This is a genomic window from Vogesella fluminis (genome assembly GCF_014652335.1).
Taxonomy (GTDB): Bacteria; Pseudomonadota; Gammaproteobacteria; order Burkholderiales; family Chromobacteriaceae; genus Vogesella; species Vogesella fluminis.
Map to the genome: position 1 here is coordinate 1 of NZ_BMYP01000027.1, position 22,895 is coordinate 22,895.

The following is a 22,895-nucleotide window of genomic DNA, read 5'->3' on the forward strand; positions in this document are numbered from 1 at the left end:
CGCCTTAGCGCCGATGATAGTGCCCGTTCGGGTGTGAAAGTAGGACACTGCCAGACGCCCCATTCAGATGCCCTGACCTGATGGTCGAGGCATTGGTTTACCCGCAGGATGCCGGTAAACGACCAGTTTTTCTGGTGACCATAGCGAAGTAGTCCCACGCCTTCCCATACCGAACAGGACCGTGAAATACTTTAGCGCCGATGATAGTGCCCATTACGGGTGTGAAAGTAGGACATTGCCAGAGCCCCATTAGCGCTGCGGAATATTCCGCAGCAGACAAAAAGCCCGGACCCCGTGTCCGGGCTTTTTGCATGGCATTGGCGCTGCGGCAAGCGTGGCGGCAATGGTATCCTTGCCGCTTATCGTATTGTGCCGCGTGTCGTCGTGGCCGCAGCAAAGGAAACACATGGCTTACCCGACTCCGCAGTTTGAAGAAAAGATCTGTCCGCCTGCGCAACTGGCCGCAAGGTTGGCCGCACTGCCGCGCCCGATCGTGTTTACCAATGGCTGTTTCGACATCCTGCATCGCGGCCACGTGACCTATCTGGCACAGGCGCGGGCGCTGGGCGGCAGCCTGATCGTGGGGCTGAATACCGACGCCTCGGTAAAGCGGCAGGGCAAGGGCGATGACCGCCCGATCAACAACGAGTTGAACCGCGCCGCGGTGCTGGCGGCACTGGAAAGCGTCAGCCTGGTGACCTGGTTTGACAGCGATACCCCGGCTGATTTGATCGACCTGGTACAGCCGGATGTGCTGGTCAAGGGTGGTGACTGGACGGTGGCTAATATCGTCGGCAGTGCCGAAACGCTGGCCCGCGGCGGCGAGGTGCACTCCATTCCCTTCCTGTTCGATACCTCGACTACCGCCACCATCAGGAAAATCCGGACCGTGGACGGCCAATGAAAGACCTGGCGTTTTCGGTGTTACGGACTCTGGCTGACGGCCGTTTCCACTCCGGCGAGGCGATGGCGCAGCAGCTGGGCTGTTCGCGCACCCTGGTGTGGCAGGCGGTGCACCATCTGGAGAACGAATTCGGTCTCACCGTGTTCAGCGTGCGCGGTCAGGGCTACCGTCTGCCGGCGCCGTTTGCGCTGCTGGATGTGACCTCGGTGCGCGCCGGGCTGGACGAGCGTGCGGCCAACGTGTTCACGCTGGCGCTGGCCGACGAGATCGACTCCTCCAATACCCAGCTCACCACGCGCGCGGCGCAGGGCGCGCCGCACGGCCTGGTGCTGGCGGCGGAGCGGCAGACCGCCGGTCGCGGCCGCCTGGGGCGGCGCTGGCAGATGCGGCTTGGTGCCGGCCTGACCTTCTCGCTGCTGTGGCGCTTTGATCGCGGCCTGTCCGGCCTCGCCGGGCTGTCGCTGGTGGTCGGCATCGCCATCGTGCGCGCCTTGCGCGAGTTCGGCGTGCCGGTGGCGCTGAAATGGCCGAACGACGTGCTGCTCGACGGCCGCAAGCTGGCCGGCATCCTGATCGAATTGTCCGGCGATGCGCTGGGGCCGGCGGCGGTGGTGATCGGCATCGGCCTCAACGTGGCCTCGCCGGGCGAGGTGGACCAGCCGGTGGCCGATCTCGCCGACGCCGGCTGCAAGGTTGGCCGCAATGCCTTGCTGGCGGCGCTGCTCAACCAGCTGGCCGAGGTACTGGCGCAGTTCGACCGCGACGGCTTTGCCGCCTTCCGCGACGAGTGGCACCAGCTGGCGGCCTTCATCGGCCAGCCGGTGCGCCTCAGCTTCAGTCACGGCGAGCCGGTCGACGGCAGCGCCGTCGGCGTCGACGACAGCGGCGCGCTGCTGGTCGATGGCACCGCTGGTCGCCGCGTGTTCCATGTCGGCGAAGTCAGCCTGCGGGCGGCGCCATGAAGCTGCTGATCGACGCCGGCAACACCCGCGTCAAGTGGGCGCTGTGGGACGGCCGCCAGCTGCGGCAGCAGGGCGCGGTGGCGCACGCCGACATCGCCAGCCTGGCCGCGCCGTGGGCGGCGTTGTCGCTGGACGCGGTGCTGGCTGCCAGCGTGGCGCACGCGGCGGTGCGGCAGGCGATCGAAGCGGCGGCGCCGCTGCCGGTACAGTGGCAGCGCGCGCAGGCGGCGGCATTCGGAGTGCGCAATCACTATCGCAATGTCGCGGAGCAGGGCGCCGATCGCTGGCTGGCGGTGCTGGGCGCGCGCCAGTGCTATCCGGCGCAGGACGTGGTGATCGCCAGCGCCGGCACCGCGCTGACGGTGGAGGCGCTGACTGCCGAGGGCGACTATCTCGGCGGCCTGATCCTGCCCGGCTACCGGCTGATGCTGGCCAGCCTGGCGCAGAATACCGCCAATCTCGACCGTGCCGCCGGCCAGGCCTGCGCCTTCCCGCAGGGCACCGAGGATGCGCTGGCCTCCGGCGCCATCGACGCGTTGTGCGGCGCGATGCAGCGCCTGCAGCAAAGGTTGGCCGCACACACTGGCCGTGTGCCGCTGCTGCTGCTCACCGGCGGCGACGCCGCTTTGTTGCGGCCGCACCTCCCGCCGGATGCGCGGATGGTGGATAATCTGGTCCTCTATGGATTAGCAAGCGTGGCAGACGGCTCATGAAGTGGTTTCTCGTAATCGTGGTGGTACTGAACGTGCTGGTCGGCCTCTATGGCGTGCTGAAGCAGAAACCGGCCGCCGACATCGGCGCGCAGGACATCAATGCCGCGCAGCTGACCATCCTGCCGGCCGGCTGGCGTCCGGCGTCCGCACCGGTGGCGCAGCCGGAAGCCAGTGCCGTCACCGCGCTGCCTGACAACCTCGACGCCAGTGTCGCCACCCCGGCGGCGGCACTGCCGACAACGCTTGCCAGTCAGCCATCAGCACAGAAGCCGGCCATACAGAAACCGGTGGCGCCGCTGAAGGCCGACACGCCGACAGTGGCCAAGATCGAGCTCAAGCCAACACCGGAGACCAAGCCGGTGGCCGGGCAGTGCCTGGCCTGGGGTGCGCTGGACGCCAAGCAGCTGGCTCGGGTGCAGGGCGGCCTGCCGGCGCTGAAGCTGGCCACCGCGCCGCAAAGCAGCGTCAAGGAAGAAGCGCGCGGCTCCGGCCGGGTGTGGGTGTTCTACCCGCCGCTGGCGACCAAGGCGGAAACGCAGACACTGGTGGCCGAGCTGAAGGGCAAGGGCTTCGACAGCTACATCGTCAAGACCGAGGGCGAGTTCAGCGGCCACCTGTCGCTGGGCCTGTTCTCGAAAGAGGCGGCGGCGCAGGCGCTGGTGGCGCGGCTGAAGGCCGCCGGCTACGACAAGGCCAGGGTCGATGCCCGCAGCGAGCGCAGCCAGCTCACCACCCTCAGTTTCCGCGCGCTGGACGCGGCCCAGGCCGACAAACTGCGCGTGCTGCAGCAACGGCTGTTGCCCGGCATCCCGCTGCGCGCCTGCAGCTGATCGCGAACCCGAGGCAGACCGTGCGGTCTGCCTTTTTCTTTGGCCCGCCATGCATCGACAACACTTTTCCCGGCTGCTGGACCAGCGCGTCGCCACCCGCAGCCTGTACCGCGAACCGCTGACCTGGCTGCTGGGCGGCGCGATGGCCTTCATCGCCGGCGCGCTCAATGCCGGCGGCTTTCTCGCGGTGCAGCGCTACACCTCGCACGTCTCCGGCGTGGTGTCGTCGATGGCGGACCATCTGGTACTGGGCGACGTGTCGGCAACGTTGGCCGCACTGGCCGCGCTGCTGGCCTTCATCGCCGGCGCCGCCCACGCCGCGTGGCTGATCAACTGGGCGCGGCGGCAGCGCCTGCGCAGTGGCTACGGCGTGTCGCTGATCGAGGAGTCGCTGTTGCTGCTGCTGTTCGGCGTGTCCGGCGCCGCGCTGGCGATCGCGCCTGGTTTCTTCGCGCCGCCCATCGTACTGCTGCTGTGCTTCATCATGGGCATGCACAACACCATCGTCACCAAGCTGTCCGGCGGCCTGTTGCGCTCCACCCACATGACCGGCATCGCCACCGACATCGGCATCGAGCTGGCCCGCGCCAGCTACGTCAACCGCGACCGCAACAGCAAGGTGGCGCAGGTGCACGCCAACCGCGAACGGCTGCAGATCTACCTGCTGATCCTCGGCGCCTTCTTTGTCGGCGGCCTGGTCGGCGCGCTCGGCTTCAGCTACCTCGGCTACGGCTTCAGCGTGCCGCTGGCGCTGTTCCTGTTCGGTCTCGGCCTGCGCCCGCTGTGGTACGACCTGCGCCTGCGCTGGCGCTGGTGGCGCAACAGCCGCGGCACGATGCAGCATGACAGAACATGAATCCGTCACCAAAATGACATGCTGGCGTGATCTGTCTGTCACGGAGCTGCCTTAAGGTAGGCGCGGTCTACAAACGCATGCCGCCACGAGGTTTATCATGTCCGACAGCTACAAGTTCAAGCATCACGGTGTCGACGACACCACCAATACCTGTGCCAATCCGGCACTGTCCGAAGTGCTGGAAGCCCGCTTCTCCCGCCGCGGCCTGCTGCAGGGCGGCAGTGCCCTTGGCATCGCCGGCGTGCTGTCGGGCAGCTTCGCCACCCTGGCCGAAGCCGCCAGCGTGCCGTTTGCCAAGAAGGCGCCGCAGCTGGGCTTCAAGCCGGTGCCGTTCGGTTTTGAAGACAAGGTGGTGGTGCCGGAAGGCTACAGCGCCGACGTGCTGTACGCCTGGGGCGACCCGGTGGGTATTGCCGGCAAGATGCCGGCTTTCAGGCAGGATGCGTCCAATACCGCCGCCGAGCAGGCAGTACAGGCCGGCATGCACCACGACGGCATGAGCTACTTCCCGCTGCCGCTGGCCGCCACCGGCTCCAAGCACGGCCTGCTGGCGATGAACCACGAGTACACCGATGACGGCCTGCTGCACGTCGGCGGCATGAAGCCTTGGACTGGCGACAAGGTGCTGAAATCGCAGCACGCGCACGGCGTGTCCGTCATCGAAGTGGAAGCCACCGGCAAGGGCTGGCAGGTGGTACGGCCGTCCAAGTACGCGCGCCGCATTCACGTCAACACCCCGATGACGATCAGCGGCCCGGCGCGCGGCCACAAGCTGATGCGCACCGAGGCCGACCCGCAAGGCGTCGAGATCCTCGGCACGCTCAACAACTGCGCCAACGGCCAGACGCCGTGGGGCACCTACCTCACCTGCGAGGAAAACTGGGACGGCTACTTCGTCAACGACTCCGGCACCCTGTCCGCCAACGAGAAGCGCTACGGCATCAACAACAAGGGCGCCGGTTACAACTGGGCGAAGGAAGACTTCCGCTTCGACCTGCAGCTGAACCCGAACGAGGCCAACCGCTTCGGCTGGGTGGTGGAGATCGACCCGTTCGACCCGGCGTCCAAGCCGGTCAAGCACACTGCGCTCGGCCGCATCAAGCACGAAGGCGCCACCGTGACCATCGCCCCGTCCGGCCACGCCGTGGTGTACATGGGTGACGACCAGCGCTTCGAGTACATCTACAAGTTCGTGTCCAGGAACAAGTACAACGCCAAGAACCGCAAGGCCAATATGGGCCTGCTGTCGGAGGGCACGCTCTATGTCGCACGCTTCGACGCCGACGGCGCCGGCCAGTGGCTGCCGCTGGTGCACGGCCAGAACGGCCTGACCGCCGACAATGGCTTTGCCGACCAGGGCGAGGTGGTGATCATGGCGCGCATGGCTGCCGACAAACTCGGCGCCACCAAGATGGACCGCCCGGAATGGGTCGCCGTCAACCCGCGCGTGCCCGGCGAGGTGTACTGCACGCTGACCAACAATTCCGACCGCGGCAAGGACGGCAAGCCGGGTATCGATGCGGCCAACCCGCGCAACAAGAACCTGTTCGGCCACATCATCCGCTGGCATGAGCAGGGTGGCGACGCCGCCGCCACCGCCTTCAAGTGGGACATTTTCGTGCTGGCCGGTCGCCCGGATGCCGACAAGCAGGAGCACGTCGGCAATATCAAGGGCGATGTCTTCGGCAGCCCGGACGGCCTGACCTTCGACCACAACGGCGTGCTGTGGGTGCAGACCGACGTGTCCACCTCCACGGTGAACATGAAGGAATACAAGGGCATGGGCAACAACCAGATGGTGGCGGTGGTGCCGGAGTCCGGCGAGTTCCGCCGCTTCCTGACCGGCCCGCACGGCTGCGAGATCACCGGCCTCGCCTTCACTCCGGACAACAAGACCATGTTCGTCAACATCCAGCACCCGGGCGAGCCGGACTCCGAGCGCAACGACCCGGCCAAGCCGACTGCGGTTTCGACCTGGCCGGACGGCCCGAACGCCGGCCGCCCGCGCGCCGGCACGGTGGTGGTGCGCAAGCTGAACGGCGGTGTGATCGGCAGCTGATCACCCCCGCTCTCCTGACGCCAAGGCAACGGCCCCGCAGCGATGCGGGGCCGTTTTTTTTTGCGGCCAACGTTGGCCGCAGCTGCAAAAAGACCTTGAACAGGTTCTTGCCTCCGTAAGCCTGCTCGCCAGGCGCGGGGTGTTCAGTCCGGTAGCGGTGGGCAGCGTACGCCATCCGGCCGGCTGCGCTCGGCGGTGGCCGGGTGGCTGGCAAACCAGCTGCCGTCGCTGACCGCCGCGTCGCCGTGCCGGTGTGCGATGTCGGTCTCGATACGCACCAGCGCCTGGCCCAGCAGGCAGGGCGACAGGCCGTGCTCCCGCAGGCGGGCGTAGGCAAAGCGGTCGGCCTCGCGCTCGTGCTCGCGCGAATAGTCGGCATTGGCCAGCGAGACCGGCAGCACCAGCAGCACGCTGCTGGCATCGCCGGTGATCAGGCTCAGAGCCAGCAGCAGGCCGGATGATTGCAGTGCGCTGCGCAGGCCGTGCCGCGCTTCGATGTGTCCGGCCTCGTGCGCGAGGATGGCCAGCAGTTCGTCATCGTGCCGGATCAGTGCCAGCAACTGGTCGGTGACGATGATGGTGCCGCCGGGCAGGGCAAAGGCATTGGGGCCGATGGCGGCGGTGTCGCGCAGCAGCAGGCGGTAGCGGTAGCGGCTGCCGGGCAGCAGTGTCTGCAGCTGTTGCTGCAGCTGTGCGCGCCGGGCCTCGCCGTGGCGGCTGGGGCCGGTGGCACCGCTCTGGTCCAGCCACTGCAGGGTGCTGTCCGCCAGCGTCTGCTCTACCGCTACCGGCACCAGCGGTGCCAGCGCCCCGGCGGCCAGCGGCAGCAAGTGGCGATAGCCCAGCCACAGGACCGCGATGGCCAGCAGCGCCAGTCCGGCCAGCGCGCGCCAGCTTTGTTGCAGCCAGTGGCCGCTGCGGTCGCCCCAGGACAGCCCGCCGATCAGGCGGCGGATGGCGATGCGGTCGGCTATTTCCAGCGTGCCGCCATCCGGCAGCTGCAGCGTGTCCGGCAGATCGGCGACGCCGGCTTCCAGCCGGAGATCGGCCAGGCGATAGCGGTATTGCACGCCATCGCGCAGCAGCAGCAGCTCGTCGCCGCTGCGGCCAACGTTGGCCACCTGCACCTGCGGCGTCTTGCCATCGCGCCACAAGGCCTTGATCGTCACCATCCCAGATCCAGCGCCATCAGCTCGGCCAGCTCGTCGCCACGGGCGTCGTCCAGCCGGTTGTCCGGGGTGTATAGCGGCAGTGCCGACAGGTCGCTGCTGCTGCGCAGGGACAGCGGCTGCAACTGAAGGCGGAGGGTGCGGATGCGTATCCACGGCCATGCCAGCCCCAGGCTGAGCAGCAAGGCCAGCATGTTAGAAAAGTGCAGTCCCAGCATCTGGCGGGTGGGCAGCGACCAGACCAGGCACGCTTCCAGTGCCGCCAGTTGCAGCGTGGTGTGGTTGATCAGCACACGGCTGATCGCCATGCGCGCATAAGCCAGCGTGGCCATCACCCAGAGCGCAGACGTCATGGCGAAGAAGACGATATCCAGCTGCGTCAGCGCCGCCTCGCCAAACTGGACGGCGATGCCGTGTGCCAGGCCGCTGAGTGTGGCCGCCTGCCAGATCATGCCGCCGATCATGCCGGTACCCAGCAGATAGCAGACTGCGGCCAACGCTGTCCCCAGCGCCGCGCGATAGAGCGCGCCCGTGCAGGGTTGCAGCTGCAGCCTTGCCTGCCCCAGCGTGCTGTGTCCGGTGATAAAACGCTGCTTGATCTGCGTCGCCCACGGCCACGCCAGACCGAGGCTCAGGATCAGCAGCGCCCAGCTTTTGGCAAAGGCCTTGTAGCTGTCGGCGCTGCTGCCGCTGAAATGGAAGCGCATCTGGTTCCAACTGGTATTGGCCAGCCGGAAACGCAGCGCCTGCACCCCCAGCCACGGCGCGGCGGCAATGGCCAGCAGCGCGATGGCCGCGTGCAGCAGCGGCAGGCTTTCGGAAAACGTCCACGCCGCCAGCGCCAGCAGCATGATGAGGCGGCCCTTCAGGATGGCGATCGGTTTGCCGTGGTAATCAAAGCGCCCGCCATCCAGCGTGGTGTGGCCGAGCAGGTATTTCTGCGTGCGGACTTTCGCCCACGCCGAGTAAATCCCCAGCGTGACGATGGTGAGCACCATATTGACCAGCCACAGCCGGTAATACGCGCGCGTGGTGGCGGTGAAGGCAAACGACAGCACGTATTTGCCGCCTGGCGGGGCCGGGTGATGCTGGTCTTGATTCATTGAGAACCTTTCTCGCTAAGTGGTTAATTCCACGGCAAAACTTGCTCTGGTTGCGGACACGCGGCACACTGCGCGCTGCGCACCGCGGGGTGCGCCAGCCTCAAACCGTCGGCTGTACAGATGGACGGTAATCGTCGTGGCGCGTCGCTGCGGCGTGCTCTTTTTGCGGAGCGAACATGTCTGACGATCAAATCAAGGGCGACGGCGCCATTCGCCGCCAGAGCCTGTACGGCTCCTCCATCGAAAATACCTACGCCGGCGTGCTGTCCTTCATGCGCCGCAACTACACGCGCAACCTGGAAGGCGCGGACGTGGTGGTGTCCGGCATTCCGCTGGACCTGTCCGTCACCTTCCGTTCCGGCGCGCGCCAGGGGCCGCAGGCCATCCGTGCCGCCAGCGTGCAGCTGGCCGAGCTGAAGCCCTACCCGTGGGGCTTCGACCCGTTCGACGACCTGGCGGTGATCGACTACGGCGACTGCTGGTTCGACGCGCACAACCCGCTGACCATCAAGCCGTCCATCGTCGAACACGCGCGCACCATCCTCGCCTCCGGCGCCAGGATGCTGACCTTCGGCGGCGACCACTTCGTCACCTACCCGCTGTTGATCGCGCACGCCGAGAAATATGGTAAGCCATTGGCATTATTGCACTTCGACGCGCATTGCGATACCTGGCCGGACGACGAGCCGGATTCGCTCAACCACGGCACCATGTTCTACAAGGCGGTGAAGGAAGGCCTGATCGACCCGGCCAAATCGGTACAGGTCGGCATCCGCACCTGGAACGACGATTTCATGGGCCTGAAGGTACTGGGCGCGCCGTGGGTGCACGACAACGGCGTCGATGCCACCATCGCCGAGATCAAGAACACCATCGGCGACGCGCCGGTGTACGTGACCTTCGACATCGACTGCCTGGACCCGGCATTTGCGCCGGGCACCGGCACCCCGGTACCGGGCGGCCTCACCACCGCACAGGCGCTGAAGATCATCCGCAACCTGGGCGATCTGAACATCGTCGGCATGGACGTGGTGGAAGTGGCGCCGAGCTACGACCAGAGTGAAATCACCGCCATCGCCGCCGCGCACATCGCCTGTGACATGCTGTGCCTGATGCGCAACAAGAAGGTGGCCGGCACGCTGTAAGCCGCTGCCTTGCGGCCAAGGTTGGCCGCAAGCGAAAACCGCGCCCTGTGCAGACAGGGCGCGGTTTTTTATGGCGGTTTCAGTGCGGGATCAGCAACAGCAGCAACAGCAGGCTCTCGCACAGCTCGATGCCGGCGCCGAGGCAGTCGCCGGTCATGCCGCCCAGTTTCCTTTTCAGGTATGCCCACCACCACAGCCCGGCCAGCGGTGCCAGCAGCAGCGCCGGCGCCAGCCAGTACGAGGCCGCAGCCAGCAGCGCGGCGTTCAACCAGAACGACGGCCAGTGCGGGCGCCAGGCGAAGCGTTCGCCGCTGCCCGGCGCCAGGCTGGGCAGGGTGGCCGACCACGCCACGGTAAACAGCCGCGCCCAGGCCGGCACCAGCAGCAGCGGCACCAGCCCTGCGGCCAACGTGGGTAAGCCGCTTGGTGGCCCGGATAAGCGCAGCGCAGCCGGGGAAATCGGCGCATCCGGGGAATAAAACTTCACCACCAGCATCAGCAGCACCAGCTTGGTCAGTAGCTGCGTGGCCATGCTCATCACGCCGAAGCTGCCCAGGTGCGGGTCTTTCAGCACTTCCAGGAAGCGTTCGCGCGAACGGTGTGCCGCGCCCTGCGCATCGGCCAGGTCGGCAAGGCCGTCCAGATGCAGGCCACCGGTGACCCACAGCCAGGCCAGCAGGCCCAGCAGCGCGCCCAGCCACGGATCGAGCAGGCTGCCGGCCGTCACGGTCAGCCACAGCACGGCACCGACCAGCAGACCGACCGGCGCGAACCAGCGCGCGGCGTCGGCCAGCCACGCCGGATCAAAGTCTTTCAGCTGCGGCGTGGGCAGACGGGTGAGGAACTGCACGGCAAGGATCAGTGAGCGCATGGTCGGGTCACGGGAGGAGAAGCATTGTGGATAACTTTCAAAAACCGGCGAAACTGTGGATAACTCAGCGGCTGTTGTGGTCTGCGGCTTGCAGCCGGGTGAGGTAGGCCGGATGACCGTCGAGGATGGACAGCTGCGCGAAGCCGCCGCGCGGTACCGCCATCAGCCGTGCGACGTTGAAGTCGGTGCCCAGCAACTCGGCCAGCAGCACGTTGATCACGCCACCGTGGCTGACCAGCACGCGGTGGCTGCCGCGCGCCTGCTGCATCCAGCCGGCAAAGCCGGTCAGCACCCGGGTGCGGAAGGCATCGAATGATTCGCCGCCTTCCGGCGTCAGCAGCCCGCGTGCCAGCAGCGTCTGCCAGTCCGGCGTGGTGGCGGCGATGTCAGCCAGTGGCTGGTTTTCCCAGGCCCCGAAATGGCATTCGCCCAGCAACGGCGCCACGTGCAGCGGTACGCCGCTGGCCAGTGCCTGCTGCACCGCAAATTCGCGGCAGCGCATGAGCGGCGAGGTGGCCATGCTGGTTACCGGGGCATGGCGCTGGATGAGTTGCCAGCTGGCGGCCATGTCGGCGGCGCCGTGCTCGGTCAGCGGCAGGTCGGTGTGGCCGATCAGCCGCCCCTGGTGGTCGATGTCGCCGTGGCGCAGCAGGGTGAGGGTGTAGGGATTCATGAGCGGAGCCATTTTTTGATTAGCCACGGAAGCACACAGAAGGCACGGAAAAGGGCGGGTGTGCGGCAAGGTTGGCCGCAAGGCGCGGGTTTGTTCCGTGTTTTCCGTGTCTTTCCGTGGCTGAAAACAATCAGTTTTTCCCGGCCACCCCGGCCTCGGCAAAGGTGGCCATGCCGGCGTGCAGCGCGATCGCCTGTTGCAGCAGCGGGATTGCCGCCGCCGCACCGGAGCCTTCGCCAAGGCGGAAACCGAGGTCGATCAGCGGTGTCAGCCCCAGCGCCGCCAGTGCCAGCTGGTGGCCGGTTTCCTGCGAGCAGTGGCTGGCGATGAACCACGGCGTGATCGCCGGATCGATGGCCTGCGCCGCCAGCGCGGCGGCGGTACTGATAAAGCCGTCCAGCAGCAGCGGCACGCCCTGTGCCGCGCCTTCCAGGTAGAAGCCGGCCATGGCGGCGATTTCCAGCCCGCCGAGTTCCGCCAGCACGCCGCAGCCGTCCAGGCCGGCTGCCACCCGCGCCAGCGCATCGGCTACCACCTGCCGCTTCAGCGCCAGGCCGGCATCGTCGATGCCGGTGCCGCGCCCGACGATGGCCTCCGGGCTGTACTTGCCCAGGCGGCAGATCAGTGCCGCCGACGGCGTGGTGTTGCCGATGCCCATGTCGCCGGCGATCAGCAGCGTGGCGCCGCTGGCGATGGCGCGCCGTGCCGCGTTGCGGCCAACGTCGAGCGCTTGTTGCACTTCAGCGGCACTCATGGCGGCCTCGCGGCGGATGTTGCCGCTGCCGGCGCGCACCTTGGCGTGCACAATGGGCAGGCCGTCAAGGCTGGCCGCCACGCCGGCATCGACCACCTCCAGCCGTGCCTGGTTGACGCGTGCCAGCACGCTGATCGCCGCGCCGCCGTGCACGAAATTGGCCACCATCGCGCCGGTGACCTCCTGCGGGAAGGCCGACACCCCCTCGGCGCAGACGCCGTGATCGCCGGCAAATACGGTGATCGCCGGCGTCAGCGGCAGCGGCACCTCGCGCCCCTGCAGCGCGGCCAGCCGGCAGGCCAGGTCTTCCATCTGGCCGAGGCTGCCGGCGGGTTTGGTCAGTTGTTGCTGGCGGGCCTGTGCTGCGGCCAGTGCAGACAAATCGGGGGTCGGAATGCGGGACATGGGGGTTTCTCGGGTCAAATGGGACAGACCTTACGGCAGCGGCGGCCATGCTGGCAACCGTCTTGTACGGGAATAAGCAAATTGCCGCCATGATAGGCGGGCAGCGGCGGCTGCGGGTATAATTGCGCCCCTGCAGGTGCCCGCCAGTGTCCGAAATATGGCGGGTGAAACGGGAAGCCGGTGCAAGACCGGCGCTGCCCCCGCAACGGTAAGGCCTGATCGCGCCCGGCGCGATCGAGGAGCAACAACCGCCACTGTCCGCCACGGACGGGAAGGCGTTGCCCCGCAAGGCCGAGCCCGGAGACCGGCCTGCAGCGTGCCCGTGCGGCCGGAAGCGTGTCAGCGACACCCCGGTCCCGCCGGGTGCAGCGACGCGGCGGAATCGCGTCGTGCTGGAGCATCGCGGGGAGGCGATCCGACAGAACGTTGGCCGCAATGGCCGGTGTATGTCCTTATTTTCTCCGCACTCCCTTTATCTCACCCCGGAGTGTGCATTCATGTTCAAAAACAAACCCCTGGCCGCGCTGGTGGCGCTGGCTTGTGCCCAGGCCGCCTTGGCCGGCAATCCCGTTACCCTGGATGAAGTGGTGGTCACCGCCACCCGCACCGCCACGCCGGTGGCCAAGGTGCTGTCCGATGTTACCGTGCTCGGCCGCGAGGAAATCGCCCAGTCCGGCAGCCTCACCATTACCGAACTGCTCAGCCGCGAAGCCGGTGTCGAGTTCTACAGCAATGGCGGCGAGGGCAAGAGCAGCAGCCTGATGCTGCGCGGCGCCAGCGCCAAGCAGACCGTGGTACTGATCGACGGCATGCGCGTGATATCGGCCACGGCCGGCAGCACCGCACTGGAAAACCTGAACCTGGACGCCATCGAGCGCATCGAGATCCTGCGCGGCCCGGCCTCCAGCCTGTACGGCGCCGACGCCCTGGGCGGTGTGGTGCAGATCTTTACCAAACGCGGCAGCGGCACACCGGCACTGTCGGCCAACGTGGGTGTCGGCGCCGAAGGCAAGCGCGTGTTCGGCGCCGGTATCGCCGGCAAGGCCGGCAGCACCGCCTTCAACCTTGCGTTCAACCATAACCGGACCGACGGCATCTCGGCGCGCAGCAACCGGCTGTCCAGCTACAACCCGGACCGTGACGGCTACGAGAACACCACCTACACCGCCAGCGTGCAGCACGAACTGGCTACCGGCCACAGCCTGAACCTGACCGCCTTCCAGTCGGAAAACCGCAACGAGTACGATCAGTCGTCCAAGAAACAGGATGAAAGCAAGTCCCGCCTGGCCGGCCAGAGCCTGGAGCTGAAAAACCGCCTCGGCGAACGCTGGAACAGCAGCCTGCGTTACAGCTACAGCACCGACAAGTCGCTGAACTACACCAACGGCAACTTCGCGACCGCCAGCAGCCTGTTTGAAACCCGCCAGAACGAATGGCAGTGGCAGAATGACCTGAATCTGGCTGCCGCCGGCCAGCTGGCGCTGGGGCTGGTCAATACCGAGCAGCACGTACTCGGCAGCACCGCCTACAGCCGGACCCGCCGTAGCGTGAATGCCGCCTATGCCGGCTATCAGGGCGAATTTGGTGCCCACCGGCTGCAAGGTAGCATGCGTCACGACGACAACTCGCAGTTTGGCGGCCACACCACCGGCCAGCTCGGCTACGGCTTCGTGCCGGCTGCCGGCTGGCTGCTGCGTGCCGGTTATGGCACCGCCTTCAGGGCGCCGACTTTCAACGACCTGTACTGGCCGCTGGCATTCGGCTACCAGGGCAATCCCAACCTGAAGCCGGAAGAAGCGCGCAACCGCGAACTGTCGGTGCAGTGGCGCCAGCAGGCGCATAGCGTGAAGTTCACCGCGTTCGATAACCGTATCGACAACCTGATTGCCTTGAAGAGCGACTACTCCAGCGTCGACAACGTCGACAAGGCCCGCATCATCGGCCAGACGCTGGAAGCCGGCACCGTGCTGGGCAGTGTGAGTCTTGCGGCCAACATCACCTCGCAGCGCGCACGCGACGAGAAAACCGGCAACACGCTGCAGTACCGCAGCAAGCTGCACGGCGGCGTCACCGCCAGCCTGGCGCTGGACCGCACCACGCTGAGCGCCGAGCTGCGTGCCGCCGGCAAGCGCCCGGCCAAGGCGGACAACAGCGAGTTTCTGCCCGGCTACGGCGTGGTCAACCTGGGTGCCGATTACCAGCTGGACAAACAGTGGACACTGAATGCCAGGCTGAGCAATGTCGGCGACAAGCGTTACGAAACCGTAAAAGACTACAACCAGTCCCGCCGCGGCTGGTTCGTCGGCGTACGCTACGCCCAGTAACCGTGTTGCCGGGCCGACACGGCCGGTCCGCCCGCCGGACCGGTCGTTTCCGGTTTCCGGCAGGAGTTGAGCATGAGCACGCATCTGATCACCGGCGGCGCCCGCAGCGGCAAGAGCCGCTATGCCGAACGGCTGGCGCTGGCCCATCGCGGGCCGGTTCTCTACATCGCCACCGCCGAGCGGCGCGACGACGACAGCTTTGCCGCGCGCATCGCCCACCACCGTGAACGCCGCCCGGCGAACTGGGGACTGGTCGAGGCCGGGCCGGAGCTGGCGGCGCCGATCGCGGCACAGGGGACGGCCGGCAGCCTGTTGCTGATCGATTGCCTCGGCATGTGGCTGATGCGCTTTTTCGACGCCGACGGCCGGTTCCGGGCCGGCGACTGGCAGCGCGAACGTGCAGCACTGCTGGCCGCCGTGGCCGCGACACCTGCCGCGGTGCTGCTGGTCAGTAACGAGATCGGCTGGGGTGTGGTGCCGCTCGGCGCCGAGACCCGCCACTTCGTCGACGAGCTGGGGCGGTTGAACCAGGACGTCGCCGCGCTGTGCCGGCGGGTGACGCTGGTGGCGTGCGGCCAACCTTTGGTGCTGAAGGCACCGGCGTAAGGACCTGTTCAAGGCGGGTCCGGCCTGTGGCGGCATGGCAGCATATTTTGCTGACACCGGTACGCTGCCGGACGTAAAATTTGGCGGTCGCTGCGCCGGGCGCCCGTGCCGGGCGACGGCGGCAGACCCGGTTTGACGCCCCCACTACCCTTGGCTATCCTCGCCGCTATGGAACAAGAACTCGATTATCTGGAAGGCCGTGTGGTGGCGCTGGTTGCGCGCATCCGCGAGCTGGAAACCCAGAATGGCCGCTTCGCCGAGGTGCTGGCGCAGACCATGAAGGAAAATGCCGAAATGAAATTCGCGCTGGAGGAAACCCGCCACCGCGTTGCCGCGCTGATGACGCGCCTGCCGCAGGAGGATGCCGAATGAGCGAGATCGTACAGGTAGATGTGACGCTGCTCGGGCGCCAGTTCACCATCGGCACGCCGCTGGAAGAGCGCGACACGCTGGAGCAGGCGGTGCGCCTGCTGGGCGACAAGATCCAGGCGATCCAGAGCGGCGGCCGCATCGTCGACGCCGACAAGATCGCGATCATGGCCGCGCTCAACATCGCCCACGACCTGCTGAAGGTAAAAGTCGGCGATGGCGGCTTGGAGATGGCGACAATCCGGCGTAAAATACAACACATGAGCGAGGCCGCTGACGAGGCGTTACGCCAGAGCCAGCAAAACCTGTTCTAGACGAATATCCGTTCAATCCCCTGCGGTGTTCGGGACGGCCCATAATTCCTTTGTACCAATGCGTTCGCTTATGGTTGTCAGCATGAGTAGCAGGTGTGTCGCGTCCCTTCGCGGATGTGCCCGAAGCTACTGGCCGGCGACCCCCCCTGGAAACAGGGTACAAGCGAATTCGGCCCGACCGACTCTCGCGGGGGACTCCCCCTTCCGCCCATGATCCCCTCTGCTGCCGCTGACAAGGCGCGTTTGCGCCGCGAGATTCGCCTGGCGCGCAAAGCCATTCCTGCCGCACAACGCCATCGCGCCGAAAAGGCGATCAGCCGTCATGCCCGCCGTTTTTTCCGCCATGGCCGCCGCATCGGCGCCTATGTCGCCACCGGCTCGGAGCTGGGGCTGGACGCACTGATGGAGCGCGCGCTGGCGCACGGCTGCCGCGTGGCGCTGCCGGCGCTGCCGCTGCGCGGGCGCAAGATGCTGTTCTCGGTGCTGGATGCGCGCGGGCGCTGGTATCACAACCGCTACGGCATTCCGGAATTCGACGGCGCCAACTGGCGCGCCCGTGATCTGGAGATACTGTTCGTGCCGCTGCTGGCGGTGGACGAGCAGGGCTACCGCATGGGGCAGGGCGGGGGCTTTTACGACACCACGCTGGCCTATCTCAACGGCTTTCGCCGCTGGCGGCGGCCGTTGCTGGTTGGCGTCGCCTTCGACTGCCAGCGGGTGGCGGCGGTGCCGAAAGAGGCGTGGGACGTGCAGCTGGATTATCTGCTGACCGAGTCCGGCCTGATCCGTTACCGGCGCCTGGCGGCACCGGCGTAATCCGGCCGGCGGTTGCCGGTGCGGCGCTGCTTAGCGGCAGTTGCCTTTCTTGGCCTGACCCGGCGGGCAGAACGAATCGCTGCCGCGATGGCCGTCGCCGATCTCGATTTCCAGCGGCTTGATTTCGATCGGCTTCACCGACACGCGCGGGCCGCTGATGGTACAGGCGGCAAGTAGTAGCGTCAGGCTGGCAAACAGGACTGTTTTCATGACATTGTCTCTTGGATGGTGGGGGGAATGTCGCATTATATGGCATCGCGTCCGGTGGCGAGCACCGGCGCCGGAGAGTGGAATGGCGTACTGGTTGATGAAGTCGGAGCCGGACGAGGTGGGCATCGACCACCTCGCGGCCAACCCTGACAAGCTGTTCGAGTGGACCGGGGTGCGCAATTACCAGGCGCGCAACTTCATGCGCGACCGGATGCAGCCGGGCGACCTGCTGCTGTTCTGGCATTCGTCCTGCCCGCAGCCGGGCATCGCCGGCATCGCCGAGGTGGCCAGCGCCGCGCACGCCGATTCCAGCCAGTTCGACCCCGCCAGCCCGTATTTCGATCCCAGGTCCGACCCGGCCAATCCGCGCTGGCAGTGCGTCGACGTGCGCTTCGTGCGCAAGACCGCGCTGCGGTCGCCGGCCGTCTTGCGCCAGCATCCGGCGCTGCTGGAGATGACGGTGTTGCAACGCGGCAACCGGCTGTCGATCACGCCGGTCACGCCGCAGCAATGGCATTACCTGATGGAGAACCTGCTCTGATGTTGTCGTTGACGCTGATTGCGGTATTGCTGGCCTGCGGCGTGGTCGCCGGCTTTCTCGCCGGCCTGCTCGGGGTCGGCGGCGGGCTGGTGATCGTGCCGGTGGTGGTCGGCGTGCTGGACGCCGCCGGCCTCGGCGGTAGCCATGTGCAGCATCTGGCGGTGGGCACCTCGCTGGCGGTGATGGTGTTCACCAGCTTTGCCAGCGTGCGCGCGCATCACAAGAAGGGTGCTGTGAACTGGGCCATCGTGCGCGGCATGGCGCCGGCGATGATGGTCGGCACCTTCGTCGGCAGCCTGCTGGCCGGCTGGATTCCCAGCAACGCGCTGCGCTGGTTCTTCGTGATTTACGCCTACGTGATCGGCGCGCAGATGTTCTTCGGCGCGGCACCGACCGCCAGCCGCGACATGCCGGGCATCGCCGGGCAGAGCGCCGCCGGCGGCGTGATCGGCATGGTGTCGAGCTGGGTCGGCATCGGCGGCGGCTCGATGAGCGTGCCATTCATGGGCTGGTGCAATGTGCGCATGCATACCGCCATCGCCACCAGCGCCGCGCTGGGCTGGCCGATCGCGGTGTCCGGCGCGCTGGGCTACCTGGCTGCCGGCTGGCAGACGCCTGGGCTGCCGTGGGGCGCGTTCGGCTTCATCTATCTGCCGGCGATGCTGGCGCTGATGCTGATGACGGTGCTGTGCGCGCCGCTGGGCGCCCGCGCTGCCCACGCGCTGCCGGTGGCGAAGCTGAAAAAGGGCTTTGCGCTGCTGATGGCGGTGATGGCCAGCGAGATGCTGCTCGGCCTGCTGCGCCAGGGCTGAGACCGGCGTTGCGGCCAACCTTTTCCGTGCAGCGCTTCGCGGCGATGGCAACTCGCCGCTATAATGTTGCGATTGAATTTTCACGCTTTTTTGCGCCTAGAGATCCCCATGCAAGAACAATACAGCCCGCGCGAGCTTGAAGCCGCCGCCCAGCAGAAGTGGCAGGCTACCGCCGCCTTCAAAGCCGTCGAAGACAGCACCCGCCCGAAATACTACGCCTTGTCGATGTTCCCGTACCCGTCCGGCAAGCTGCACATGGGCCACGTGCGCAACTACACCATCACCGACGTGCTGGCCCGCTTCAAGCGTGCGCAGGGTTTCAACGTGCTGCAGCCGATGGGCTGGGATGCCTTCGGTCTGCCGGCGGAAAACGCGGCGATGAAGAACGGCGGCGCGCCGGCGGCGTGGACCTACGCCAACATCGAGTACATGAAGAAGCAGCTGGACAGCCTCGGCTTTGCCTTGGACTGGGACCGCGAGCTGGCCACCTGCAAGCCGGACTACTACCGCTGGGAGCAGTGGCTGTTCACCCGCCTGTTCCAGAAGGGCATCATCTACAAGAAAAACGGCGTGGTGAACTGGGACCCGGTGGACCAGACCGTGCTGGCCAACGAGCAGGTGGTCGACGGCCGCGGCTGGCGCTCCGGCGCGCTGGTGGAAAAGCGCGAAATCCCGATGTACTACTTCGCCATCACCAAGTACGCCGACGAGCTGCTGAATGATCTGGACAAGCTGGACGGCTGGCCGGAACAGGTGAAGACCATGCAGCGCAACTGGATCGGCAAGAGCTTCGGCGCCGACGTGTCCTTTGCCTACGATGTGGACAGCATCGGCCACGACGGCGTGATGAAGGTGTACACCACCCGTCCGGACACGCTGATGGGCGCCACCTACGTCGCCGTCGCCGCCGAGCACCCGCTGGCGACGCAGGCCGCTGCGGCCAACCCTGCGCTGCAGGCTTTCATCGCCGAGTGCAAGGCCGGCTCCGTGGCCGAGGCCGACGTGGCCAAGATGGAGAAGAAGGGCGTCGATACCGGCCTGTTCGTCATCCACCCGCTGACCGGCGCCAAGCTGCCGGTGTGGATCGCCAACTACGTGCTGTGGGGCTACGGCGAAGGCGCGGTGATGGCGGTGCCGGCGCACGACGAGCGCGACTTCGAATTCGCCAACAAGTACCAGCTGACTATCACCCAGGTGTATGCCCCAGCCGCCGGCGAAGACAACTTCGACGCCAGCCAGTGGCAAGACTGGTACGGCGCCAAGGAAGGCCTCTTCACCGTGAACAGCGGCAAGTACGACGGCCTGGAGTTCGCGGCCGCCTTCGACGCCATCGTCGCCGATCTGGAAGCCAAGTCCACCGGTGCCAAGAAGACCCAGTACCGCCTGCGCGACTGGGGCATCAGCCGCCAGCGCTACTGGGGCTGCCCGATCCCGATCATCCACTGCCCGTGCTGCGGCGACGTGCCGGTACCGGCCGAGCAGCTGCCGGTGGTACTGCCGGAGAACGTGATTCCGGATGGCGCCGGTTCGCCGCTCGCCAGGATGCCGGAATTTTACGAAACCACCTGCCCGACTTGCGGCGGCGCGGCCAAGCGCGAAACCGACACCATGGACACCTTCGTGGAGTCCAGCTGGTACTACGCGCGCTACGCCAGCCCGGCTTGCGACACCGCGATGCTGGACAAGCATGCGGCCAACTACTGGCTGCAGGTCGACCAGTACGTGGGCGGCATCGAACACGCCATCCTGCACCTGCTGTACGCGCGCTTCTTCCACAAGCTGATGCGCGACGAAGGCCTGGTGGACAGCGACGAGCCGTTCAAGAGCCTGCTGACGCAGGGCATGGTGATCTGCGAGACCTTCTACCGCGACCTGCCGAATGGTTCGAAAGACTGGATCGCGCCGCAGGACGTGGTGCTGGAACGCGACGCCAAGGGCAAGATCACCGGTGCCACCCACCGCGTGGACGGCCAGCCGGTGATCGTGGGCGGTGTGGAGAAGATGTCCAAGTCCAAGAACAACGGCGTCGATCCGCAGGAATTCATCGAGAACTACGGCGCCGATACCGCGCGCCTGTTCATGATGTTCGCCGCACCGCCGGAGCAGTCGCTGGAATGGTCGGACGCCGGCGTGGAGGGCGCGTTCCGCTTCCTGAAACGGCTGTGGAAACTCAGCCGCGAGCACGTGGCCGCCGGCATCACCACCGCTTACGCCGGTGGCGAGCTGAACGCCAGCCAGAAAGAGCTGCGCTTCAAGCTGCACAGCACCATCCAGAAAGTGGCCGACGACTACGGTCGCCGTCTGCAGTTCAACACCGCCATCGCCGCGGTGATGGAGCTGCTGAACACCTACGACAAGGCCGATACCGGTGGTGACCTTGGCCGCGCGGTGGCGCAGGAAGTGCTGGAAGCGGTCACCGTGCTGCTGTCGCCGATCGTGCCGCACATCACCGAGGCGATCTGGAGCGCGCTGCGCCCGGGCACCGAGCTGCTGGCGCAAGCCTGGCCGCAGGTGGACGAGAGCGCGCTGGTGAAGAGCGAGATCGAGCTGATGGTGCAGGTGTGCGGCAAGCTGCGCGGCAGCGTCACCGTCGCCGCCGACGCCGGCCGTGACGTGATCGAAGCCGCCGCGCTGGCCCACGACAACGTGATCAAGTTCATGGAAGGCAAGCCAGCCAAGAAGATCATCGTGGTGCCGGGCCGCCTGGTGAACATCGTCGTTTAATCCTGCTAGTGTAGTGCTGCGTTCTTGATGGAACTTGAAATCAGCTTGAAACCCGCATGGATATTGGTTTTCATATGTTTCAAATAGCGTGAAACACTACACTAGCAACGCGCCGCAACGCAACAAGGCGGCTGATGGTATGCCCGTCAGCCGCCTTGTCACCGCGGCGCACACCGGAGTGTCGCATGAACCGACTGATCAAGAACACGCTGCTGGCCGGCGCCCTGCTGGCGCTGAGCGCCTGCGGCTTTCACCTGCGCGGGCTGTCGGCACCGCTGACACCGCTGCCGTTTGCCAGCATCGCCATCCAGCAGGCAGGGAACCTCGCCGAGCCGCTGCAAAGCGCGCTGCAGCGCGACGGCCGCGTGCAGCTGCAAAGCCGCGCTGCCGACGCCGAGCTGGTGCTGACTATCGACAGCACCGCCAATGCCAAGGACATCCTGACCATCAACCGCGGCGGCAAGGTCAACGAATACCTGCTCACCTACCGTGTCGAGGCCAGCGTGCAGCGCAAGGGCGACGAGCAGCCGCTGCCGCTGACGGTGGTGGTGCGCCGCGAGCTGACGTACAGCGACAGCGCGGTGCTGGGCAAGGAGCGCGAGGAAGCGCTGTTGCTGGAAGACATGCGCCGCGATGCCGCCGAGCAGCTGATGCACCGTCTGGCCTACCTGCCGAAACCGGGCCATGCCAGCACTAAGCCCTGATGCCTTTGTCACGCAGCTGGCGCGCGGTCTGGCGCCGCTGTACGTGATCCACGGCGAGGAAGCGCTGCTGGCGCTGGAGGCGGCCGACGCGCTGCGCCGCCGCGCCCGCCAGGCCGGCTATGCCGAGCGCGAGGTGCTGACGGTGGAGGGCGCGCACTTCGACTGGTCGCAGCTGACTGACGCGATGAGCAGCGTGTCGCTGTTTGCCAGCCTCAAACTGCTGGAAATCCGCATTCCCGGCGGCAAGCCGGGGCTGGAGGGCGGCGAGGCGCTGCAAAGGTTGGCCGCAAGCCCGCCGCCGGACACCATCACCCTGCTGCAACTGCCCAAGCTGGACCGCAGCCAGCAGAAGAGCAAGTGGTTTGCCGCGCTGGAAAAGAGCGCGGTGATCACCGAGGCGAAACCGGTGGCGCGCGGCGAGCTGCCGGCGTGGATCGCGCGGCGGCTGCAGCGCCAGGGCCAGAGCCTGAACCACGACGCGGCCAGCTTCTTTGCCGACCGCGTCGAGGGCAACCTGCTGGCGGCGAAGCAGGAGATCGACAAGCTGGCGCTGCTGTACCCGCAGGGCGAGCTGAGCCTGGCCGACATCCGCGACGCGGTGGCCAACGTGGCGCGCTTCGACGTCTTTCATTTGTCCGAGAGCTGGCTGGCCGGCGACGTGGCACGCGCCGCGCGCATGCTGGACGGGCTGGAGGCGGAGGGCGAGGCGCCGGTGCTGGTGTTGTGGTCGTTCACCGAGGACGTGCGCATGCTGATCAAGCTCGGCCGCGGCCTGAAGGACGGCCGCAGCGTGCGCGACATGGCGGGTGAGTTGCGGCTGTGGGGCGACAAGCAGCGGCTGGCGGAGCCGGCGCTGAAACGCATCGGCGGCGCGCGGCTGATGCAGGCGCTGACCGAGTGCGCGCGCATCGACCGCCAGATCAAGGGCGTGGCGCAGGGCGACGCCTGGCACAGCCTGAAACGGCTGGCCGCCAGCCTCGCCGCGCGCTGAGTTGCCACGCATCTGCCAAGCAAAAGCCCCTGTCCGCGGA

General features: G+C 66.8%; 23 protein-coding genes, 1 rRNA gene, 1 other RNA gene and 1 riboswitch. Of the genes, 19 read left to right on the plus strand and 6 right to left on the minus strand.

Features of this window, described 5'->3' with window-relative positions:
- Nucleotides 1-130: 130 nt before the first annotated feature.
- The 7 genes from rrf (at nucleotide 131) to IE083_RS10975 (ending at nucleotide 6,324) form a co-directional block, all read left to right on the plus strand.
- A 5S ribosomal RNA gene (gene rrf, locus IE083_RS10945) occupies nucleotides 131-244 on the plus strand.
- Nucleotides 245-406: 162 nt separating this feature from the next.
- Nucleotides 407-904, plus strand: coding sequence for a D-glycero-beta-D-manno-heptose 1-phosphate adenylyltransferase (gene rfaE2, locus IE083_RS10950; protein ID WP_189353640.1), 498 nt, complete (start codon nucleotides 407-409; stop codon nucleotides 902-904).
- A complete protein-coding gene (locus IE083_RS10955) occupies nucleotides 901-1,866 on the plus strand; it encodes a biotin--[acetyl-CoA-carboxylase] ligase (RefSeq protein ID WP_189353641.1) in 966 nt (321 codons plus the stop codon). Before rfaE2 ends, IE083_RS10955 begins: the two co-directional genes overlap by 4 nt.
- Nucleotides 1,863-2,579: a type III pantothenate kinase gene (locus IE083_RS10960; protein WP_189353642.1), complete on the plus strand. Its 717-nt coding sequence runs from the start codon at nucleotides 1,863-1,865 to the stop codon at nucleotides 2,577-2,579. Before IE083_RS10955 ends, IE083_RS10960 begins: the two co-directional genes overlap by 4 nt.
- Nucleotides 2,576-3,409 carry an SPOR domain-containing protein gene (locus IE083_RS10965; protein ID WP_189353643.1) on the plus strand — a complete coding sequence of 278 codons (834 nt, stop codon included), beginning with the start codon at nucleotides 2,576-2,578 and terminating at the stop codon, nucleotides 3,407-3,409. The genes IE083_RS10960 and IE083_RS10965 overlap by 4 nt, the downstream gene beginning before the upstream one ends.
- 49 nt (nucleotides 3,410-3,458) lie before the next feature.
- Nucleotides 3,459-4,265 carry a YoaK family protein gene (locus IE083_RS10970; protein ID WP_189353644.1) on the plus strand — a complete coding sequence of 269 codons (807 nt, stop codon included), beginning with the start codon at nucleotides 3,459-3,461 and terminating at the stop codon, nucleotides 4,263-4,265.
- A gap of 97 nt (nucleotides 4,266-4,362) precedes the next feature.
- Nucleotides 4,363-6,324: a PhoX family protein gene (locus tag IE083_RS10975; protein ID WP_189353645.1), complete on the plus strand. Its 1,962-nt coding sequence runs from the start codon at nucleotides 4,363-4,365 to the stop codon at nucleotides 6,322-6,324.
- Nucleotides 6,325-6,467: 143 nt separating this feature from the next.
- Here the strand turns inward: IE083_RS10975 and IE083_RS10980 are convergent, their stop codons facing one another.
- Together IE083_RS10980 and IE083_RS10985 are read right to left on the minus strand one after the other, a co-directional pair.
- A complete protein-coding gene (locus IE083_RS10980) occupies nucleotides 6,468-7,496 on the minus strand; it encodes a M48 family metallopeptidase (protein ID WP_189353646.1) in 1,029 nt (342 codons plus the stop codon).
- Nucleotides 7,490-8,596 (minus strand): YjgN family protein, encoded by a 1,107-nt coding sequence (locus IE083_RS10985; RefSeq protein ID WP_189353647.1) that lies wholly within the window; start codon nucleotides 8,594-8,596, stop codon nucleotides 7,490-7,492. Before IE083_RS10985 ends, IE083_RS10980 begins: the two co-directional genes overlap by 7 nt.
- Before the next feature lie 176 nt (nucleotides 8,597-8,772).
- Here IE083_RS10985 and speB point away from each other — a divergent pair, with 176 nt between their 5' ends.
- Nucleotides 8,773-9,741 carry an agmatinase gene (speB, locus tag IE083_RS10990; RefSeq protein ID WP_189353648.1) on the plus strand — a complete coding sequence of 323 codons (969 nt, stop codon included), beginning with the start codon at nucleotides 8,773-8,775 and terminating at the stop codon, nucleotides 9,739-9,741.
- A gap of 79 nt (nucleotides 9,742-9,820) precedes the next feature.
- On the opposite strand, the gene IE083_RS10995 is transcribed toward speB, so the two are convergent.
- The 3 genes from IE083_RS10995 to cobT form a co-directional block, all read right to left on the minus strand.
- Nucleotides 9,821-10,612, minus strand: a complete 792-nt coding sequence (locus IE083_RS10995; RefSeq protein ID WP_189353649.1) for an adenosylcobinamide-GDP ribazoletransferase — start codon at nucleotides 10,610-10,612, stop codon at nucleotides 9,821-9,823.
- Nucleotides 10,613-10,676: 64 nt separating this feature from the next.
- The gene (locus IE083_RS11000; RefSeq protein ID WP_189353650.1) at nucleotides 10,677-11,285 is read right to left on the minus strand and encodes a histidine phosphatase family protein; all 609 of its coding nucleotides are present in this window, start codon (nucleotides 11,283-11,285) and stop codon (nucleotides 10,677-10,679) included.
- 130 nt (nucleotides 11,286-11,415) lie between these two features.
- Nucleotides 11,416-12,444 carry a nicotinate-nucleotide--dimethylbenzimidazole phosphoribosyltransferase gene (cobT, locus tag IE083_RS11005; RefSeq protein WP_189353651.1) on the minus strand — a complete coding sequence of 343 codons (1,029 nt, stop codon included), beginning with the start codon at nucleotides 12,442-12,444 and terminating at the stop codon, nucleotides 11,416-11,418.
- 117 nt (nucleotides 12,445-12,561) lie between these two features.
- Nucleotides 12,562-12,771: riboswitch (cobalamin riboswitch) on the plus strand.
- Nucleotides 12,772-12,941: 170 nt separating this feature from the next.
- On the opposite strand from cobT, the gene IE083_RS11010 reads away from it, so the two are divergent.
- The 6 genes from IE083_RS11010 to IE083_RS11030 all read left to right on the plus strand — a co-directional run bounded on the left by IE083_RS11010 (nucleotide 12,942) and on the right by IE083_RS11030 (nucleotide 16,873).
- Entirely contained in the window at nucleotides 12,942-14,768 is a 1,827-nt protein-coding gene (locus IE083_RS11010) for a TonB-dependent receptor domain-containing protein (protein WP_189353652.1), read from the plus strand.
- A 72-nt stretch (nucleotides 14,769-14,840) separates the two neighbouring features.
- Nucleotides 14,841-15,374, plus strand: coding sequence for a bifunctional adenosylcobinamide kinase/adenosylcobinamide-phosphate guanylyltransferase (gene cobU, locus IE083_RS11015; protein WP_189353653.1), 534 nt, complete (start codon nucleotides 14,841-14,843; stop codon nucleotides 15,372-15,374).
- A 168-nt stretch (nucleotides 15,375-15,542) separates the two neighbouring features.
- Complete coding sequence (locus IE083_RS11020) at nucleotides 15,543-15,746, plus strand: hypothetical protein (RefSeq protein ID WP_189353654.1); 204 nt, start codon at nucleotides 15,543-15,545, stop codon at nucleotides 15,744-15,746.
- Entirely contained in the window at nucleotides 15,743-16,057 is a 315-nt protein-coding gene (locus tag IE083_RS11025) for a cell division protein ZapA (protein ID WP_189353655.1), read from the plus strand. Before IE083_RS11020 ends, IE083_RS11025 begins: the two co-directional genes overlap by 4 nt.
- 14 nt (nucleotides 16,058-16,071) lie before the next feature.
- Nucleotides 16,072-16,255: non-coding RNA, 6S RNA (gene ssrS / locus IE083_RS16090), on the plus strand.
- A 12-nt stretch (nucleotides 16,256-16,267) separates the two neighbouring features.
- Nucleotides 16,268-16,873 (plus strand): 5-formyltetrahydrofolate cyclo-ligase, encoded by a 606-nt coding sequence (locus tag IE083_RS11030; protein ID WP_189353656.1) that lies wholly within the window; start codon nucleotides 16,268-16,270, stop codon nucleotides 16,871-16,873.
- A 30-nt stretch (nucleotides 16,874-16,903) separates the two neighbouring features.
- Here the strand turns inward: IE083_RS11030 and IE083_RS11035 are convergent, their stop codons facing one another.
- The gene (locus IE083_RS11035) at nucleotides 16,904-17,083 is read right to left on the minus strand and encodes a hypothetical protein (RefSeq protein WP_189353657.1); all 180 of its coding nucleotides are present in this window, start codon (nucleotides 17,081-17,083) and stop codon (nucleotides 16,904-16,906) included.
- 82 nt (nucleotides 17,084-17,165) lie between these two features.
- On the opposite strand from IE083_RS11035, the gene IE083_RS11040 reads away from it, so the two are divergent.
- The 5 genes from IE083_RS11040 (at nucleotide 17,166) to holA (ending at nucleotide 22,855) form a co-directional block, all read left to right on the plus strand.
- Nucleotides 17,166-17,624, plus strand: coding sequence for an EVE domain-containing protein (locus tag IE083_RS11040; RefSeq protein ID WP_189353658.1), 459 nt, complete (start codon nucleotides 17,166-17,168; stop codon nucleotides 17,622-17,624).
- Nucleotides 17,624-18,436, plus strand: a complete 813-nt coding sequence (locus IE083_RS11045) for a sulfite exporter TauE/SafE family protein (protein ID WP_189353659.1) — start codon at nucleotides 17,624-17,626, stop codon at nucleotides 18,434-18,436. Before IE083_RS11040 ends, IE083_RS11045 begins: the two co-directional genes overlap by 1 nt.
- Before the next feature lie 108 nt (nucleotides 18,437-18,544).
- Nucleotides 18,545-21,160 carry a leucine--tRNA ligase gene (leuS, locus tag IE083_RS11050; protein WP_189353660.1) on the plus strand — a complete coding sequence of 872 codons (2,616 nt, stop codon included), beginning with the start codon at nucleotides 18,545-18,547 and terminating at the stop codon, nucleotides 21,158-21,160.
- Between the two features lie 185 nt (nucleotides 21,161-21,345).
- Entirely contained in the window at nucleotides 21,346-21,864 is a 519-nt protein-coding gene (locus tag IE083_RS11055) for an LPS-assembly lipoprotein LptE (protein ID WP_189353661.1), read from the plus strand.
- Complete coding sequence (holA, locus tag IE083_RS11060) at nucleotides 21,845-22,855, plus strand: DNA polymerase III subunit delta (protein ID WP_189353662.1); 1,011 nt, start codon at nucleotides 21,845-21,847, stop codon at nucleotides 22,853-22,855. The genes IE083_RS11055 and holA overlap by 20 nt, the downstream gene beginning before the upstream one ends.
- Nucleotides 22,856-22,895: the final 40 nt, after the last annotated feature.